An 18,921-nucleotide genomic window follows, 5' to 3' on the forward strand; every position below is an offset into this window, starting at 1 on the left:
CGCAACCACCTACGCAACAGCAAGCCGCCCAAAGCAACAGGCGTGCCATCAGCTTGCGAGCGGCGTGGAACGGCTCCTTTGGGAGTGTCGGGAGCCTGAGGGCGGAGCCCTCAGACAACGCACTCAACCGCCAGCCAACGCCCGCAAGGCGACCACCTACGAACTACAAACCGGCACCCGCCAACGCAACCGGGGGACGCCCCACGAAACCGGCGCGACAACGCCGAAGGCAACCAACGCTACGCAGACTCGCGCCGCACCAACACAGTCGGCAACATCTGCTGCTTCCGCTTCACAGTCTCATCCCGAAGCAACCGCATCAAATGCTCGACCATGTGAGCAACCTGCTCATCAGAATCCTGCCGAACCGAAGTCAACGGCGGCGAAGTGTGCTCAGCAATCGCCACATGATCATCAAACCCGACCACAGCGACATCCTGCGGCACCCTCTTCCCAGCCTCCTGCAACGTCTCAAGAGCCCCAGCAGCCATCAGATCCGAAGCAACGAACACGGCATCAAGCCCAGGCACCCGAGCCAGCAACGAGGACATGGCCTTCCGCCCACCCTCCCGGGTGAACCCACCGTCCTCGACCAACCGGGCCACTCCCTTGTCGTCCAACGACAGGGCGGACTTGAACCCGTTCAACCGGTCGATGGCGGACAACTCGTCCAACGGCCCGGAAACGTGAACGATCTTCTTGCGCCCGAGCGACTTCAGCAGTTCGGTCGCGAGGACGGCGCCGCCCTCGTTGTCGTTGTCCACGAGGTGCATGCCCCGCAACGACCCCCACGGCTTACCGGCGTACACGACCGGCAGCGGCAGCTTCTTCACGATCGAGACCAGCTCGTCGTTGCGGTGCGGCGCGAACACCAGGGCACCGTCCACGTGGCCGCCGGCCAGGAACCGGTGTGCGCGTGCCTGGTCGTCGGGCGAGTGCACGAGCATGAGCACCATCTGCACGTCGACGTCCGCGAGAGCGCGGGCGCCCGCACGGATCAGGCGCGCGAAGTGCGGGTCATCGAAGATCTTGGGTTCCGGCTCGGAGAAGAGCACGGCCACGGCGCCGGTGCGGCGGGTGACCAACGCCCGTGCTGCGCGGTTCGGCTGGTAGCCCAGCGCTGTCACGGCCGCGTTGACCGCTTCCAGCGCTTCCGGGCTCACGCGCGGTGACGCGTTCAGCACTCGTGACGCTGTGGCGCGGGAAACCCCTGCCCTCGCGGCAACGTCTTCCAACGTCGGACGCGCGTGGTTGGACACGAGCACCACCACTCCTCGATGAAAACCTTTGAGTCGCTAAGCAGCTTAGCCCCAAGCGATCTCCGAGGAGGGTTTCCGCGCTGTTCATCGTGTTTTTTCGGCTATGGCCGCTGCACTCGGCGTCTTCACAGCACACGTGCCAGGCGTGATCGAAACGCGGAGCAGGCCGTCCTCTCGGCGTGTCGTGGCCTGAAGGCCGGCGCGGGCCGCGGTGCGCACCAACGCGGACTCCGAGGGCAGGCACCACGCGACGAGCTCCGTGAAGCCGGCGGCACGGGCGTCCGCGGCCAGTGCGCCCAGCAGGGTCGCGCCCACGCCACGGCGTTGCCAGGCGTCCTCGACCAACAACGAGACCTCGGCGCACTCCGGTGTCGCGGTGTGGATGAGTTGTCCGAGGGCCACGACCTTGTCCCCCGCCTGCGCGAGCACGGCGGTGCCGCGCGGCGGGGCGAGCAGGCGGTGCACCCAGCGGCGGGGCAGGGTGCGCATGCCGGAGTGGTAGCGGTTGAACAACGTCCTCATCGAACAGCGCGAGTGCAGGTCGGCGACGGCGTCCTCGTCGGACGGGGAGCCGGGCCGCAGGACCAGGGCCGCGCCGTCCTCGAGGAGCGCGGCGCGCAGCGTCGGCGCGGGTGCCTCCAGGAGGTCGAGCAAGGCCTGCGCCCGCGTGAGTTCCACCTCGGTGAACCTGGCCCAGCCGCGCCGGGCCACCCACTCTCCCAACTGGACCTGACCGTCCGCGGCCTCCCCCGCGGTCACCGAGTCCGCGGCCAGCACTCGCCGCAGCGCCTCACCGGTCCGCGACGGATCGGCCATCGCGGTCCTGGCCGCCCGCAGCGCGGCCGTCGGTTCGTCCACCAGGTCCCTCATGTCGGCGAGGGTGATGCCGACGCGCTTACCGCCTTCGGTCCGCACGGCGTCGACGAGGTCCGCCGGGAGCACGCCCTCGCCGGCCCGCACGACGATCTCGTCCAGCACCCCACCGGGCACGGGCATCACGTGCAGCGCGAGGACGTTGCAGTCGGCGGCGGCCAGCCGGACGGTGACGCGGGCGAGCGCGCCGGGGCTGTCGCTGAGTTCGAAGCGCAAGCGCCAGGTCGTCGTCATGACGTCAAGAGTTCATGGAACTTGTTGCCGCGAGACGAACCACGCGTAAAACGATGCTCATAGGGTCGCGGAATGAGGAGAACTCTGGCCGCAGGCCTCACCCTGCTCAGCGTCGCCGCGCTGGCCACCCCGACCGCCGCCGCCCCCGAGACGGCCCGTCACGGAGCGCCGAGGCAGGCGACGCTCACGAACTTCGCCTCTCTGCCCGCCGAGACCTACGTCCCCGGCAGCGAGCCGAGCGGGTCCGCTCTCGGCACCGCCCCCGTCAACGGTGTCACGCCGCCGTTCGCCGACCAGCCCGTCCAGGGTTTCAGCGGCGTCCTGCGCAACAGCGACGGCACCTACGACGTGCTGTCGGACAACGGCTACGGCACGAAGGCCAACAGCGCCGACTTCAACCTGCGCGTCCACCGCATCGCGCCGGACTTCAGGAGCAACCAGGTCGACGTGCTCGGCGGCATCACCCTGACCGACCCGAACGGCCACATCAAGACCCCGCTCACCCGCGCCGACCGCGTGCTCACGGGCGCCGACCTCGACGTCGAGTCGTTCACCCGCGGCTCCGACGGCACCTACTGGATGGGCGACGAGTTCGGCCCGTACCTGCTGCACTTCGACCGGGCCGGGCGCCTCCTCGCCGCGCCGGTCCCGCTGGCCGGCGTGCGGGCTCCCGAGAACCCCGAGGGCAACCCCACCATCGGCGGCAGCAAGGGGTTCGAGGGCATCACGCTCTCCCCCGACGGCAAGACGCTCAACGCGCTGCTGGAGGGCACCGTCGCCGGTGACGAGCCGGGCACGCTGCGCCTCAACGAGTTCGACATCGCGTCGCACCGCTACACCGGCAAGACCTGGCGCTACCAGCTGGAAGACCCGGGCTTCGCGATCGGCGACGCCATCGCGGTCGACGCGAACCGCCTGCTGATCATCGAGCGCGACGGTGCTCAGGGCGCCGACGCCAAGGTCAAGCGCGTGTACCTGGCCGACAAGCGCGACAGGAACTCCGACGGCAAGCTCGACAAGACGCTCGTCGCCGACCTTCTGAACCTGGCCAACCCGAAGCACGTCGGTGGCCAGGCCGACCCGTTCCGCTTCCCGTTCACGACGATCGAGGACGTCACGATCCTCGACGACCGCACGATCGCGGTGCTCAACGACAACAACTTCCCGTCGTCGTCGGGCCGCACGCCGGGCAAGCCGGACAACAACGAGTTCATCACCATCAGGCTGGCGGAGGGTCTGCACGCCGACCCGCGGGTCCTGCGCAGGCGCTAGACAAGAGAGCGCTCTCACCTGCGGCACAGCTGTATCCGCAGGTGAGAGCGCTGAGGCCCCCTCGGCCCGACTGAGGGCTAAACGGTGTAACCGTGCGCGGGAAGCCCGTTGCGCCCGATGATCCGGGACAACGTGGCCGCGCTCTCCTTCACCGTTCGCCGCTGCGTCTCGAAGTCGACGTGCACGATCCCGAACCGCTGGGAGTACCCGGCCGCCCACTCGAAGTTGTCGAGCAGCGACCACGCCAGGTAACCGCGGATGTCGGCGCCCTCGGAGATCGCCCTGTGCACCGCGCGAACGTGGTCCACCAGGTACTTCGTCCGCTTGACGTCGTGCACGCGACCCGAGGGGTCCACGACGTCCGGGAACGCCGACCCGTTCTCCGTGACCACCAGCGGCACCCCGCCGGCGTCCCGCGACAACCGGACGAGCAGCTCCGTGAACGCGTCGGCGTTCTGCTCCCACCCGAACCCGGTCAGCTCGCCCTGCGGCGGCTCGATCGAGACGCCGCGCAGTCCCGCGTGCGGCCCGAGGGGCACGAAGTCGGGGTCCGCGGGCGCGACGCGGGTCGGGTTGTAGTAGTTCACGCCGATCCAGTCGATCGGGGTCGCGATGGTCTCCATGTCCCCGTCGCGGACCACGTTCGTCCAGTCGCCCAGCCACGTCGTGTCCTGCAGGACGTCGAGCGGGTAGCCCTTGCCGAGGACCGGGTCGAGCAGGATGCGGTTCTGCAGGCCGTCGACCTTGCGGACCGCCTCCGCGTCGTCGCCCCAGATCGTGCTGAAGTTCAGCACGATCGAGAGCCGGTGCGACTCCGGCGCCTGCGCGCGCAACGCCTGCGTGGCCAGTCCGTGCGCCAGCAGCAGGTGGTGCGCCGCTTCCAGGGACGCCACCGCGTCGGTGATGCCCGGCGCGTGGATCCCGTTGCCGTAGCCCAGGAACGCCGAGACCCACGGTTCGTTCAGCGTGGTCCAGGCCTGCACGCGGTCGCCGAGGCGTTCGTGCACGATGGCCGCGTACTCGGCGAAGCGGTAGGCGGTGTCGCGGTTGCGCCAGCCGCCGAAGTCCTCCAGGACCTGCGGCAGGTCCCAGTGGTAGAGCGTGGCGAGCGGCTGGATGTTCTTCTCCAGCAACGAGTCCACCAGCCGGTCGTAGAACGCGAGCCCGCGTTCCTCGACCTTGCCGCTGCCGCTCGGCTGGATCCTGGGCCACGCGACGGAGAACCGGTACGAGGCCAGTCCCAGCGACTCCATCAGGTCCACGTCGGACCGGTACAGCCGGTAGTGGTCGCAGGCCGGGTCACCCGTGTCGCCGGCCAGCACCTTGCCGGGCGTCGCGGCGAACGTGTCCCAGATCGAGGGTCCACGACCGTCCACAGTGGTCGAGCCTTCGATCTGGAACGCCGCGGTGGCCGCCCCCCACAGGAAGTCCGGTGGGAAGGTCAGCACCTCCTGCCCGACCTCGACGTCCGAGTCGGTCGTCATGCAGTCACATCCTCGTGTTCTATCCCTTGACGGCGCCCTGCATGATCCCGCCGACGATCTGGCGCGACAGCAGGACGAAGAGCGCGATGACCGGCAGCACCGCGATGGAGGCGCCGGCGAGCATCAGCGAGTAGTCGGTGTAGTACCCGCTGGCCAGCGTCGACAGGGCGACCTGCACCGTCGGGCTGTCGTTGGGGTCCAGCACGATCAACGGCCAGAAGAAGTCGTTCCACGCGGTCATGAACGTGAACATGCCCAGCACGGCGGCCTGGGGCCGCACCGCCGGGAACCCGACGTGCCAGAACGTCCGCAGCACCGAGCAGCCGTCGACGCGCGCGGCCTCGATCAGCTCGAACGGCACGGTCTCCTCGCACGCCTGGCGCATCCAGAACACCGCGAATGACCCGATCAGCACCGGCACGATGACCGCCTGCAGCGTGCCGTACCAGTCGAGGTCCGACATCAGCATGTACAGCGGGATCACGCCAAGCTGCGTCGGGACCATCGCGGTGCCGAGCACGACGAGGAACAGCGAGTCGCGGCCCTTGAACCGCAGCCGCGCGAACGCGAACCCGGCCAGCGTGCCCAGCACGACGTTGGAGATCGCCACGCTCGACGCCACGATGAACGAGTTCTGCATGGCGAGCCAGAAGTCGACGGTGTCGAAGACGCGGGTGATGTTCTCGACCAGGTTGCCGCCGGGAACCAGCGGCGGGACCTTCTCGCCGAGGACCGAGTTGTCCTTCGACGCGACGATGAACGAGTAGTACAGCGGGAAGATCGAGGCCGCGAGCACGGCGACCAGGAACCCGTAGAGCAGTGGACCTGTCTTGGCGTTCTTCATGATCACCCCTTGCCCGCGATGCGCCGTGTCAGCGTGAAGTTGATGACCGCGACCACGAGGACGACCAGGAACAGCATCCACGCGACGGTGGCCGCGTAGCCGGCGTCGAACAACCGGAAGCCCTTCTCGTACATGTAGAGCACCAGCGTCTGGAACTGCCGGTCCGAGCCGCCGGTCGAGTTGCTCGTGGCGAAGGCCGGGTCGAACAGCGCAGGCTCGGCGAACAGCTGCAGGCCACCGATCGTCGAGGTGACGACGGTGAACAGGATCGTCGGCCGGATGGACGGCACGGTGATCGACCAGAACATGCGCCAGCGACCGGCACCGTCCAAAGTGGCCGACTCGTACATGTCCTTGGGCACCGACTGCATGGCCGCGAGGTACAGCAGCGCGTTGTAGCCGGTCCAGCGCCACATGACCATCGTCGACACGGCGAGGTGCGAGGCCCAGGTCTCGGCGCGCCAGTCGATCGGGTCGATGCCGACGAAGCCGAGCAGGAAGTTCACGATGCCGAAGTCGCGGCCGAAGAACTGCGCGAACACCAGCGCCACCGCGGCGACCGAGATGACGTTGGGCAGCAGCACACCGGCGCGCCAGAACGCGCTGCCGCGCAGACCGCGGTCCAGCAGCGCGGCGAGACCGAGCGCGGCCAGCAGCTGCGGCACGGTCGAGAGCACGAACAGGCTCAGCGTGTTGAACAGCGCGTTCCAGAAGTTGGCGTCACCGAACAACTTGACGTAGTTGTCGAGACCGATGAACCCCTGGTCGCCGTCGATCAGCTGCCAGTCGTGCAGCGACACCCACGCCGTGTAGATCAGCGGGTAGAGCCCGAAGATCCCGAACACCACGAAGAACGGCGCGATGATCAGGTACGGCGTGTACTTGGCGTCCCAGTTGCTCAGCCGGAAGCGCTTCGGCTCCTTGGAAGGCGAAACCGAGACGGCCGGGGCCGCCTCGGTCTCTGGACGAGTCACCGTCACTTGGCGGCGTCCGTCGCTTCCTTCAGGGCCTGCGTCCACGCCTCAGCAGCGGACTGCTTGCCCTGCTCCACACGGGTCAGCGCGGTGCCGAACACCGGTCCGACCTTCGAGTCCTTCGTGCCGCGGTAGGTCGGCTTCAGCGACTCCGCGGAGGTCGCGAAGATCTGGCCCACCGGAGCCTTGTTGAAGTACTCGTTGACGGTCGCCTGCACCTCGGCGTCCTGGTAGACCTTCGGCTGCGACGGCAGGTTGCCCGTCTCCTTGAAGATCCGCTTCTGCTGCTCGGGGGCCGTGAGCCACTTGGCGAGCTCGTAGGCCTCCTTCGGGTGCTTGCCCTGCTTCGGGACGGCCAGGAACGAACCGCCCCAGTTGCCGCCACCGCCGGGCGCCGTCGTCACGTCCCACTTCCCGGCAGCCGCGTCGCCGGCACCCGCCTTGATCAGCGCGAGCGCCCAGGCCGGGCACGTGGTCGTGGCGAACGAACCCTGCTTCAGCGCGACGTTCCAGTCCTGGCTGAACGGCTCGAGGGCACCGGTCTGCTGCTTGGTGCCGAGCGCCGCCGCCTGGTCGAACGCCGTCTTGACCTTGTCGTTCTTCTCCGCGATGTACGAGTCGTCCTTCGCGAAGTAGCCCTCCTCGGTCTGGTCGAGGATGGCCTTGTACACGTTGCGGGCCGTGTCGACGAACTTCACGTTCGGCGTCTTGGCCGTGAACGTGTCCGCGGCCTTCGCGTAGTCGGCCCACGTCGGCCACAACTTCGCGACCTCGGCCCTGTCCGTCGGCAGACCCGCCGCCGCGAACAGGTCCGCGCGGTAGCAGAGACCCAGGCTGCCCATGTCCGTGCCCAGCCCCAGCACGAACTCACCGCCGTCGGCGGTGCCCTGGTTCCACTTCCACCCGGCCCACTGGTCCTTCAGGTCCTTGGCCCCGTACTCCGCCAGGTTGACGAACTTGTCCTTGGAGGCGCGGAACTGACTGACCACGCCTTCCTCGAGTGCAACGATGTCCGCGGCACCACGGCCACCCGCGAGCTGAGTCGCGAGCTGCGTGTTGTGCTGCTCCATCTTGACCTTGCGCTGCTCGATCTTGATGTTCGAGTGCGAGGCCTGGTATTCCTCGATGAGCTTGTCGTACCCGAAGTCGGAGAAGAGGCCCAGCGACAGCTCGATCTTGCCGTCAGCCTGTGAACCCCCGCCGCAACCGGCGACCATGACCATAGCGAGGGTCGCAGCGGCGCTGCCGACCAGCCTTCTGCTCATCCGTCCTCCTCGACGACGCCGTGAGCGGCGCTTAACTGTGATGAGAGCGCTCTCACACTCAACCGGAGACGCGCGGGTGTCAAGCGGTCGACATCGTTCCGTAACTTTGTGGAGAGGGGCAACAAAAACCTTCACCTGAGAGCCGAACGTGTCCGTTCGGGCGGTGGTCGGGTGCCCCGGGACGACGAAGAGGGACGACCGGGCCCTCGCTCCGGTCGTCCCTCACCCCTGGTAGAGGGGGTTGCGGGGGAAAAGTGACGCGTGCCGGTCAAGATTTTTCTCGGGGGCCGGTGTCGGGGTGGGTTTCGGGGGCTGGCGGGGTGGTTGTTCATGTTGGTGAACATGGAACTGGTGGGGCCGGGTTGCGGGGGCCTGTGGGGTGGGTTGGGGCGGTTTGCTGTGGCTGGCGGGGGCGTTCGTCGGGTCGGCTTGCATGCGACCGCTCCTGTTCCAGCGGGGTTGGTCGCGTCCCATGAGGTCGGTCGCCTTGCGAGGACGGGCGCGCGGGTCGGGACGAATCAAAGGCTGGCGATTGGGGCTTGACCTTGAGCCTCCGGCGGGGCGCTGAGACGGCCGGAAAAGCCGGGCTGAAAAGCGCCCGGCCGTGCCCGATGAGGGGTAGCACCCCGCCACTCAAGGTCAAGCCCCAATCGCCATGAGCGGGGTGCACCGCTACCCAGTCGTAAGAGTTCGGACGGCTCGCTTCGCATCGCCACGCCAGGTTTCGTCCGAGGTTGCTTTACGTCGCCGGGCGGCGGTTGGCACCGCGCGGGTGCCGCTGCGATGGCAGGCGCCGGTTCCAGCGGGGTGGTCGCCTTGCGGTGGCCAGCACCGGTACCAGCGGGATCGGCTCGCCGTGGCTGCCGCGGCTTCCAGCGGACAAGTGCGGCCGTTCGTCCACCTGGAACAGCAGAGGCCCGGTGCCCTGACGGCACCGGACCTCCACCGATCCCCCGGTCGTGCGGGCCCCTGTTTCCCGCACTCCCGAACCCGCCCGGCCGTGGCCCCCGACAGCGAGGCCGGGCGGGGTGTACTAGGCCTCCGCCATGCCCGCGACCACGGAGTTCCTGGCCGCGCGGCGGGCGGGTAGAGCGGCGGCGATGATCGCCGCGATGACGGCCAGGCCGAGCATGATGCCGATCTGTCCGAACGGGATCGAGAAGCTGATCTGGAACTCCGAGTTGGAGATCGCTTCGACCAGCAGCCAGCCGAATCCCGCGCCGAGCAGGACGCCGACCACGGCGCCGATGAGGGCCATCAGGATCGATTCGACGACCAGCATCTGCCGGAGTTGGCCCCTGGTGAGGCCGAGGGCCCGCAGGAGGGCGGACTCGCGGGTCCGTTCCAGGACGGAGAGGGTCAGCGTGTTCGCGATGCCGAACAGGGCGATGATCAGGGCCAGGCCGACCAGGGCCCAGATGAAGAGCAGGATCTGGTCGATCTGGGCGTTCAGCTCCGCCTTGGTCTCGGCCGCGGAGTCCAGGACGGCCACCGGAGAGGTCGCGATGAACCGTTCCAGGTCGGCGCGTGCCGCCGTGATGTCCGTGCCGGGGGCGAGCTTGACCAGGATGTTCTGGTAGCCCTTGACGGGTTCCTTGAGCAGGGACTCTGCGGTCTTGAGCGTCACGATGCCGGTGCCGTAGGTGTTGTCCTTGATCAGGGCGACGACCTTGAGGTCCTTGCCGCTGATCGGGACGGTGGAGCCGATGGTGGCTCCCGCGACCGTGGCCTCCTTCTCGCGCATGGCGATCTCGCCGTCCTTGAGACCGGTGAGCGTGCCGGCGGCCGCGTCGGGGCGCACCAGGGAGCCCAGTGCCTCGGCCGGGTAGCCGGTGACGTCGGCGTACTCGAGCTTGGGCGACTCGCCGAAGACCCTGAGTTCGGGGGCGATCTGCGCGACGTTGCGGACGTTCGCGAGGTCGTCGGTGAACTTCTGCGACAGCGGCTGGCTGTAGACGTTCGACTTGATCGCGTAGTCGGAGGGGAAGCGCTTGTCGACCTGTTCGTTCATGGTCGCGCGGCCGCTTCCGGCCACCACCGCCACCATGGCGACGATGGTCACGCCGATCATCAGCGCCGCCGTCGTCGCGGCCGTGCGCTTGGGGTTGCGGCCCGCGTTGGCCGAGGCCAGCTTCGCCGGGACGCCGCGCAGGGCCTTGCCGAACAGGCGGTTCACCAGCGGCACGTAGAGCGGGCCGAGGAACAGCACGGCGAGCAGCAGCACCATCACGCCGGCGCCGGTGATGAACATGGCCGGCTCTTCCTTCTCCTGCTGGAGTCCGAAGTAGACGGCGGCGCCGCCGGCCAGTGCGATGAGCGTGGCGACGATGACGCGGAGCTTGCCGGTGCGGGCGACGTCGTCGCTGCTGTCCGGCTGCGAACGCAGGGCGGCCACGGGGGCGACCCTGGTGGCGCGGCGGGCCGGCAGCACGGCCGACAGCACCGTCACGACCACGCCGACGCCGAAGCCGGCGGCGATCGTCACCCACGAGATCGGCAGGCGGATCGGGTTGTCGTCACCGCCGCTGGGGCCGCCGACCGTGCTGATGAACGCCTGCAGGCCGGCCGAGACGCCGATTCCTCCCAGGAGGCCGAGCACGGACGCCGCGAGACCCATGAAGAGCGCTTCGGCGAGCACGCTGCGGAACACCTGCGAGCGGTTCGCGCCGACGCAGCGCAGCAGCGCGAGCTCCTTCGTGCGCTGGGCGACGAGGATCGTGAAGGTGTTGTAGATGACCATGCCCGCGACGACGAGCGAGATCGCGGCGAACGCGAGCAGAAAGGTCTTGATCTCCCCGGCGGCGTCACCGACCTGGGCGAGCGTCGCCTGGGTCAGCTCCTCACCGGTCTGCACCTGGTAACCGGGGCCGATGGCCTTGGTGATGTCGGCGACGAGCTGCTGCTGCGTCACACCGGACTTGGCGACGGCGACGATCTCGTAGACGCGCTGCTTCGGGATGACCGTGCGCAGGCCCTCCGGCGAGACGACGACGTGGTCGCTGCCGGACATCGAGATGCTGCTGGCGCCCTGCTGGTAGGTGCCGACGATCGTGAACGCGTGCTCCGCGTTGTCCTCGTCGAGCAGCTTCAGCTTGTCGCCGACCTTGAGCTTGGCGATCTGCGCGGTCTTGACGTCGATCGCGGCCTCGTCGGCCTTGACCGGGAACTTGCCGTCCTTGAGGTTGAAGTCGCGCAGCTTCTCCGTCGTCGGCAGCGGCTGCACCAAGGCGTTGCGCGCCTTGCCCTCCCCGCTGAGCAACGCGGCGCTGCCGAACTCGCGCGAGTCCGCGCCCTCGACGCCGGGGGTGTTGCGGATCTTCTGCAGGAAGTCGGCGGGGATGCCGTCCTCCCGGTTGGGGCTGTTCTCCCCCGTGTGCACGGCCGCGTCGACGTTGCGGGCGCTGCGGGCGAAGTTGTCCCTCGTCTGCTCCCCGACCGCGTCGCCGAGCACCAGCGTGCCCGTCACGAACGCGACGCCGAGCGCGATGGCGATGCTGGACAGCACCAGCCTCGCCGTGCGGGCGCGCAGGCCCGCGAGGATCGTCTTCAGCATCTAGCTCACGCCCCCAGGTGCGTGAGGGCGTTGACGACGGACTCGGTGGTGGGCTGGTGGATCTCGCCCGCGAGCCGGCCGTCGGCGAGCAGCACCACGCGGTCCGCGTAGCTCGCGGCCACCGGGTCGTGCGTCACCATGATCACGGTCTGGCCCATCTTGCGGACCGACATGCGCAGGAAGTCGAGGACCTCGGCACCGCTGCGGGAGTCCAGGTTGCCGGTCGGCTCGTCGGCGAAGATGACCTCGGGACGGGCGACGAGCGCACGGGCGCAGGCCACGCGCTGCTGCTGGCCACCGGACAGCTCGGTCGGGCGGTGCGTCAGGCGGTCGCGCAGGCCCAGCACGTTGACGATCGTGTCGAACCACTCCTTGTCGGGCTTGCGGCCCGCGAGCTCCAGGCCCAGCAGGATGTTCTGCTCGGCGGTCAGCGTCGGGAGGAGGTTGAAGGCCTGGAACACGAAGCCGACGCGGTCGCGGCGCAGCTTGGTCAGGTCCTTGTCGTTCAGCTTGGTGATCTCGGTCTGTCCGATGTGGATCGCGCCGCCGTCCACCGTGTCCAGTCCCGCGAGGCAGTGCATCAGCGTGGACTTGCCGGAGCCGGACGGGCCCATGATCGCGGTGAAGCGGCCGGCCTGGAAGGCGACGCTCACGCCGTCGAGCGCCCGCACCGCGGTGTCACCCTTGCCGTAGACCTTCACCAGGTTGTGGGCCGCCGCGGCGGTCCGGGTCCCGACCTCGGACACCAGTGCTGACATGTCTCTTGCCTTCCTCACAGGGGGTGTTCCTTGCTGAGGAAGAAGCTATGAGGAGCCTGAGTGCGCGGACATCAACTCCGCGACGCGTTGCGCGTCAGCCTGAGGTATGACAACCGGGGCTACTCGAGCAGACCCCGGTCGTACGCGATCGCCACGGCCTCCGCGCGCCGCGACGCCCCCAGCTTGGCCATGATGCGGGAAAGGTGCACGGAAACGGTCTTCTCGCTGATGTAGAGCTCCTCGCCGACCTCGCGGTTCGTCCGTCCCGAGGCCACCAGGCCGAGCACGTCGCGTTCGCGCGGGGTGAAGAGGTCGACCTGCTCGCGCACCGGTTCGTCAGCCCTGAGGGTGATGCGGGCCCTCTTGGCGCACGACGCGACGGCCTCGGCCAGCGGAACGGCCTTGAGGTTCGTCGCCACCTCGTCGGCCGGGCGGAGCTGCTCGGCGGCCTCGTCGCGGCGGTCCGCGCCCAGCAACGCCTCCGCGAGCCGCCACCGGCACAGCGCCTGCTCGTACGCGACCCCGTAGCCGAACTCGTCGACCGCCGCCTGCCACAGGACCGGGTCTCCCGCACCGTGCAGCCGCGACTCCTCGGCGTTGGCGCGGGCCAGCCAGGCACGTCCCTCCGGGCCGAGGGTGCCGGCACGGGGCTTGCCGTTGCGCGCGGTCAGCCGCACGTGCTCGGCGAGCTCGTGACCTGCCGCGACAGCGTTCTTCTCGGCCTCGGCGTCACGCTTGCGGCGGGCCTTCGCGGCGATCTCGGCGTGCGCCGCGATGCCGATCGCGCCGATCCTGATGCCCGCGAGCATCCACGGCCCGCCGAGCTTGCGCGCCCACTCCAGCGCGTCCGTGACGCGCTCGACCGCCAGTTCCGGACGGCCGCGCCACAACGCGAGCTCCGCGCCCGTACCGCCGGTGATCAGCGCGATCTGGATGTCGCGGTGCCAGTCGCTGCGCAGCTTCGTGATCATCCGCTCGGACTCGGCCAGGTCACCGCGCGAGACCGTGAGGTGCGTGCTCGCCGACGCCAGCCGGGCCAGCACCGTCGACGACACCGACATGCCGGGCGGTTCGCTGGCCCACGCCGCGTAGTCCCAGTCGCCGACGTAGTAGTGCACCAGCACCTGCAGGATGCGGATCTCCAGCCCGAACGTGCTCCACGTCAGTCCGGTCTCCTTGGCCCTGTCCCCCGCCAGGTTGAAGACGCGCGCGGACTCGGCCAGCTCACCGCGGTCGTAGTGCATCAGGCCGTAGTAGTACCAAGCCCTCAGCTCGTTGTTGAACGCTCCGACCTCGCGTGCGCACTCGATCGCGCGCTCGAAGCTGTTCTTCGCCTCGTCCGGCCGGTTCGCGTGGTCGTCGAGGATCGCCAGGGTGCCCAGGCCGTCCGCGACCGCTCCCGGCGCGTTCGCCGTCTGACCGTCCGCGATCGCGAGCTCGGCGGCTTCGCGTGCGGCGGCGTCCTCGCGTTGCTGGCGCAGGGAAGAGGCCTTGCCGGCGAACGCACGGGCGCGGGTGGGGCTGGGCTCGCGGTCCTGCACGAGCGCGAACGCCTTGCCGAGGACCAGGAAGTGCTCCTCCTCGTTGCCGTCGAGGACCGAGAGCGCCTGCGAGAGGCGCAGCCAGATCTCGGCGGCCTCCTCCGGCGTCTGCCCGGCCCTGATCGCCTTGGTCGCGCTGCGGGCGAACGCCACGGCCCGTTCCGGCTGGCCCGCCGTGCCCGCGACCCAGGACGCGCGCCGGAGCAGCACCGACTCGTCCACATCGGACGGACGGTCGGCCTCGGCGACGGCGTCCCACAGGTTGAGCGCCTTCTCCAGGTACCGCAACGACTCCGCGGGCGCGCCCGCGCGTTCGGCCTCCTTGGAGGCGTTGATCGAGGCCTTCAACGCCTGCGGCAGGTCGTGGCTCTGGAAGGCGTGGTGGGCCAGTGCCGCCGAGGCACCGCGTTCGTCGAGGTGCCGGGCCAGGTGGTGGGCGTAGGCGGCGTGCAGCCGCACCCGTTCGCCGGGCAGCAGGTCGCCGTAGACGGCCTCGCGGACCAGGGCGTGGCGGAAGGCGTAGACCTCGTCGTCGTGCACGACGAAGAGGTGGTGCTGGACCAGCTCGCGCAACGCCGTGTCGAACGCGATGTCCGTCATGCCGGAGACCTCGTGCAACCGGAAGTGCCGCACCCGGCGGCCCCGGACCGACGCGACGCGGATGACGTGCTGCGCCTCGGGACTGAGGCTCTCGACCCGGCTCAGCAGCACGTCGGCGAGCGCGGACGGCAACGACCTGGCGTCGTCGCAGGTGGCCACCGCGATGAGCTCCTCGGCGAAGAAGGCGTTGCCCTCGGAGCGTTCCGCGACCTGCTGCAGGACGTCGGCCGGCAGGTCGTCGGACAGCGCCTCGACGAACCGGCGGGCGTCGGCGGCGTTGAACGGCGTGAGGTCCAGGCGGTCGACGGCGGGCAGCCGGACCAGCTCGGACAGCAAGGGGCGCAACGGATGGCTGCGGTGCAGGTCGTCCGCGCGGTAGGTGCCGACGACCAGCAGGCGCTGGGAACGCAGGCGGGACAACAGGAACGACAGCAGGTACCGGGTGGACGCGTCGGCCCAGTGCAGGTCCTCGACGACGAGCAGCACGCGCTGCCGTTCGGAGAGGTCACCGAGGAGCCCGAGCACGGCGTCGAACAGCTGGAGCTGTCCCACGTCCTGCTCGGGCCTGCGTCCCGGGATCAGGCTCGGCGCGATCATGCCCTCGGTGCCGGGCTCGCGTTCGGCGGGCAACGCCAGCTGCGGCAGCAACATCGCGAGCGCGGGCCGGTTCGCCACGTCGCTCTTCAACGTGCCGAGCGCCTCGGCGAACGGCAGGTACGGCAGGCCGGTCTCGCCGGCGTCGAGACACCGTCCCATGAGGACGAGGGTGTCGTCGGCACTGGCGGCCAGCTCGTCGATCAACCGCGTCTTGCCGACACCGGCGTCTCCCGCGAGCAGCACCGCCCCCGCGGTGCCCTCCCCGGCCTGGGCCAATGCGGCACGCAACCGGTCCAGTTCCCGATCGCGTGCGACCAACGGGATTCCGGAACCGAGGCGCGCCACAGGAGGCATGCTGTCACACGTCATGAGCTGGTGCTGCTGTGTTTTCCCGAGGTGCGGTGCATCACCCGGCTGATCCACGACGGCATGTCGCGGTTCGCCCGGCGCCAGTTGCACACGGCGTTGCCACGCCGGTAGTCGATTTCCGCCTTGATCGCCTCAGGGGTCCATTCGGTCATGGACCTCAGAGTCGTCCTGAGGCCTCACCCCGGGCATCGGGCGATCACGCAGTCCCGCGCGCAGGACCCCTTACCCGACGGTGACGACCCGCGCGCGAGCCAGCCGGGCCCTCACCCCGTCGGCCTCCGGCGCTCCCAGCTCGGTGAACAGGGCCAGCGCCCGCTGCCAGTGCGCCGCCGCCCCCGCCGCGCCCAGCCGCTCGAACACCGCCGCGAGCCGGTCGTGCGCCAGCGCCTGGTGGTACGGGGAGACGGCGTCGCACGCCACGGCCAGCGCCGTACGTGCCGAGGACAGCGCGCCGTCCGTGTCCCCGGTCTCCAGCAGGGCCGTGGAGATGTCGGTGTGGCAGGCCGCTTCCCCGCACTGCTCGCCGACCTCGTGGTACATCCGCAACGCCACCCGCAGCCACGGCATCGCGTCGCCGAACCGCTGGGTGCTCAGGTACAGCAGCCCGAGGTGGTGGTGCGCGTTCGCCTCGGCCCACTTCGAGCCCGCGATCCGCGAGATCTCCATGGCCTCGCGGTAGTGCGCCTCGGCCTCCTCGTGCCTGCCCAGGTCCTGCAACGTGCCGGCGACGGTCGTCAGCGCACGCGCCTGCTGGTGCACGTCCTCCTTGCGGCGGGCCACTTCCAGCGCGCCCTGCTGGGCCTGCAGGGCCTCCTCGAAGCGTTCGAACTGCAGCAGCGCGACGCCGAGGTTGAACTGCATGACGAACCGGGCGTCGTCGTCGTTCAGGGCGATGGCGGCCTGCAACGCGGCCTCGGTGAGGCGCAGCGAGGTCTCGCGTTCGGTCCGCAGCCACAGGTACCGCGACAAGGTGTACGGCAGCTGCCACGCGTGGACGTGCCAGCCCGAGGCCGCGGCGAGCTCGGCGGCGGCGATCAGGTTGGCGCGTTCGGCGTCGAACCAGGCGGTCGCGTCCGCGGGGCCGGAGATCGACGGCACGTGGACGGGTCTGTGCTCCGGTGCGACCAAGACGCTGCCGCGGTTGATCGGCAGCAGGCCGTCCGCGAGGTCGGCGCAGTGCAGGTAGTAGTCGAGCATCCGGCCGGTGGCGGCCCGGCGCTCCGGTTCGGACAGCTCCCCCGCCAGCGTCTTCGTGTAGACGCGGACGATGTCGTGCGCGACGTACCTGCCGGGTTCGCTGACGGACAGCAGGTTCGCGGCCGTCACCGCGTCCAGCGCGCGTTGGGCCTGCAACAACGGCACGTCACCCAGCGCGGCGACCACGTGCGGCGTGAGGTCCGCGCCGGGGTGCAGGCCGATGATCGCCAGCAGCCGCGACGGCTCCTCGGCCAGCGCACGGCGCGAGGCGTCCAGAGCGGCGCGCACGGTGCCTTCGCCGTCTTCCAGGCCGAGTGCGGCCAGCCGGCCCTGCTCGTCCTGCAGTTCCTCGACCAGTTCGGCCACGCGCAGACGGGGCGACACGGCGAGACGGGCGGCCGCGATGCGCAACGCGAGCGGTAAGCCGTCGCACAGCTCGGCCAGTTCACGCAGGGCGTGCGCCTCGATGTCGGACCGGCCGGCGATGCGGTCCAGCACGGCGACGGCCGCGTCCGGGTCGAGCATGTCCAGCTCGATCAGCTTCGCCTCGACCTGCGCGACGAGCCCGACCAGCCGGCGGCGGGAAGTCACGACGACGCAGGAAGGCGCGCCCGGCAGCAACGGCAGCAGGTCCGCCGAGCTGCGGACGTTGTCGAGCATCACGAGCATCCGGCGGTCTGCCAGCAACGTGCGCAGCAACGCCGAGCGCTCGTCGACCGAGACCGGGGTGTCGCTCGCCGGGACCCCCAGCGCTCGCAGGAACCGGTTGAGCACCTCGCCGATCTCGAGCGGCTCGCGGTTCGGGTCGTACCCGTGCACGTCGACGTAGAGCTGCCCGTCCGGGAACTCCTCCCGCACCCGGTGCGCCCAGTGCAGGGCCAGCGCCGTCTTGCCCACCCCCGGCGGACCGGTCACCAGCACCACCGGGCCGCCGGGGCCGCGCAGCAACGCGTCCATGCCCGCCACCTCCACGTCCCGGCCGACCAGCGACACGGGGGCGCGGGGCAGCTGCGCGGGGATCGTCACCGGCGCCGGTTCGGGCGCGGAGGGCTGGTGCGGCACGCGGACCGGCGCGCGTTCCGGTTCGGGGCTGTCCCCCGCCAGCACGGCCTGGTGCACGCGGCGCAGTTCCGGACCCGGCTCGACACCGAGCTCCTCGATCAGCACGCCGCGGGCCTCCCGGTACGCGGCCAGCGCCTCGGCCTGGCGGCCCGCCTGCACCAGCGCGCGCATCAGCAGCCCGTGGCCGCGTTCGCGCAACGGGTGCTCGGTGACCATCGATCCCAGCTGCGAGACGAGTTCCGGACCCTGCCCGACCGCCAGGCCGAGCTCGGCGCGTTCCTCCAGCACGGCCAGCCGGCGTTCGACGAGACGGCCGCGTTCGACGTCGGCGAAGAGACCGGAGACGCCGCCCAGCGGCTCCGCGCGGAACAACGCCAGCGCGTCGTCCAGCTCCACCGCGGCTCCGGCGAGATCACCGGCGGCGCGCAGGCGGTTCGCGAGCAGGACCTGGCGCTCGAACACGTCGAGGTCCAGAGCGCCGGGCTCGACGCGCATGAGGTAGCCGTCGCCGACCGACGTCAGCAGCTCGGCGGGAGCCCTCCGCGCACGGGTCGGTTCGAGAGCCCTGCGCAGCCCGGCGACATAGGTCTGGACCAGGTTCACCGCGCTCGAGGGCACGTTGTCGCCCCAGACGGCCTCGATGATCTGCCCGCGGCTGACCGGGGTGCCGCGGGCCAGCAGCAGCACCGCGAGGACGGCGCGTTGCTTCGCTGCCCCCAGATCAACCTCTCGACCTGCGCGAACGACTCGGAGAAGGCCGAGAACCTCGAACCGGAGGGGTTCCTCGCCAGCCGTCACCGATCTGTCCTTCGCGTGGGGTCCACAGGGAGCTCGAAGATCACTTCAGTCGGGCTCCAGTCGTGCTGTAGAAGGCATTCTTACGCTTAGCGTGTCCAACCAACCACAGACCGCGAGATCAACGGAAACCGGAGATCGCGGAGTCGGAGCAGGTTGGACCGGACAGCGGAACACCCGCTGCTCCCCATGATCGACGTGGGTCGGCCGGCGTGCAAGGGGCATCCAGCCCGCGGCGGCGGAA

Annotated in this window: 12 protein-coding genes; 1 reads left to right on the forward strand and 11 read right to left on the reverse strand. The window is 69.8% G+C overall.

The features are described 5' to 3' along the window. Positions 1-239 precede the first annotated feature (239 nt). Both IE307_RS30110 and IE307_RS30115 read right to left on the reverse strand, forming a co-directional pair. Positions 240-1,265 (reverse strand): LacI family DNA-binding transcriptional regulator, encoded by a 1,026-nt coding sequence (locus IE307_RS30110; protein ID WP_191302759.1) that lies wholly within the window; start codon positions 1,263-1,265, stop codon positions 240-242. A 78-nt stretch (positions 1,266-1,343) separates the two neighbouring features. Continuing rightward, positions 1,344-2,366, reverse strand: coding sequence for a GNAT family N-acetyltransferase (locus IE307_RS30115; protein WP_191302760.1), 1,023 nt, complete (start codon positions 2,364-2,366; stop codon positions 1,344-1,346). A 72-nt stretch (positions 2,367-2,438) separates the two neighbouring features. Here IE307_RS30115 and IE307_RS30120 point away from each other — a divergent pair, with 72 nt between their 5' ends. Then, entirely contained in the window at positions 2,439-3,638 is a 1,200-nt protein-coding gene (locus IE307_RS30120; RefSeq protein WP_191302761.1) for an esterase-like activity of phytase family protein, read from the forward strand. 77 nt (positions 3,639-3,715) lie between these two features. Here IE307_RS30120 and IE307_RS30125 read toward each other — a convergent pair whose 3' ends face one another. The 9 genes from IE307_RS30125 to IE307_RS30165 form a co-directional block, all read right to left on the reverse strand. After that, positions 3,716-5,122, reverse strand: a complete 1,407-nt coding sequence (locus tag IE307_RS30125; RefSeq protein ID WP_191302762.1) for a GH1 family beta-glucosidase — start codon at positions 5,120-5,122, stop codon at positions 3,716-3,718. A gap of 19 nt (positions 5,123-5,141) precedes the next feature. Beyond that, positions 5,142-5,966 carry a carbohydrate ABC transporter permease gene (locus IE307_RS30130; RefSeq protein WP_191302763.1) on the reverse strand — a complete coding sequence of 275 codons (825 nt, stop codon included), beginning with the start codon at positions 5,964-5,966 and terminating at the stop codon, positions 5,142-5,144. A 2-nt stretch (positions 5,967-5,968) separates the two neighbouring features. Then, the gene (locus tag IE307_RS30135; RefSeq protein ID WP_229905223.1) at positions 5,969-6,868 is read right to left on the reverse strand and encodes a carbohydrate ABC transporter permease; all 900 of its coding nucleotides are present in this window, start codon (positions 6,866-6,868) and stop codon (positions 5,969-5,971) included. A 74-nt stretch (positions 6,869-6,942) separates the two neighbouring features. Beyond that, entirely contained in the window at positions 6,943-8,205 is a 1,263-nt protein-coding gene (locus IE307_RS30140) for an ABC transporter substrate-binding protein (RefSeq protein WP_191302764.1), read from the reverse strand. Between the two features lie 1,033 nt (positions 8,206-9,238). Further along, complete coding sequence (locus IE307_RS30145; RefSeq protein WP_191302765.1) at positions 9,239-11,758, reverse strand: ABC transporter permease; 2,520 nt, start codon at positions 11,756-11,758, stop codon at positions 9,239-9,241. Positions 11,759-11,763: 5 nt separating this feature from the next. Continuing rightward, positions 11,764-12,516 carry an ABC transporter ATP-binding protein gene (locus tag IE307_RS30150; RefSeq protein ID WP_191302766.1) on the reverse strand — a complete coding sequence of 251 codons (753 nt, stop codon included), beginning with the start codon at positions 12,514-12,516 and terminating at the stop codon, positions 11,764-11,766. Positions 12,517-12,635: 119 nt separating this feature from the next. After that, the gene (locus IE307_RS30155; protein ID WP_191302767.1) at positions 12,636-15,608 is read right to left on the reverse strand and encodes a helix-turn-helix transcriptional regulator; all 2,973 of its coding nucleotides are present in this window, start codon (positions 15,606-15,608) and stop codon (positions 12,636-12,638) included. 11 nt (positions 15,609-15,619) lie between these two features. Next, positions 15,620-15,775 (reverse strand): hypothetical protein, encoded by a 156-nt coding sequence (locus IE307_RS30160; protein WP_191302768.1) that lies wholly within the window; start codon positions 15,773-15,775, stop codon positions 15,620-15,622. A gap of 70 nt (positions 15,776-15,845) precedes the next feature. Beyond that, a complete protein-coding gene (locus IE307_RS30165; RefSeq protein ID WP_191302769.1) occupies positions 15,846-18,680 on the reverse strand; it encodes an AfsR/SARP family transcriptional regulator in 2,835 nt (944 codons plus the stop codon). Positions 18,681-18,921 lie beyond the last annotated feature (241 nt).

The organism is Lentzea cavernae (assembly GCF_014653695.1).
In the GTDB taxonomy this organism is placed as follows: domain Bacteria; phylum Actinomycetota; class Actinomycetes; order Mycobacteriales; family Pseudonocardiaceae; genus Lentzea; species Lentzea cavernae.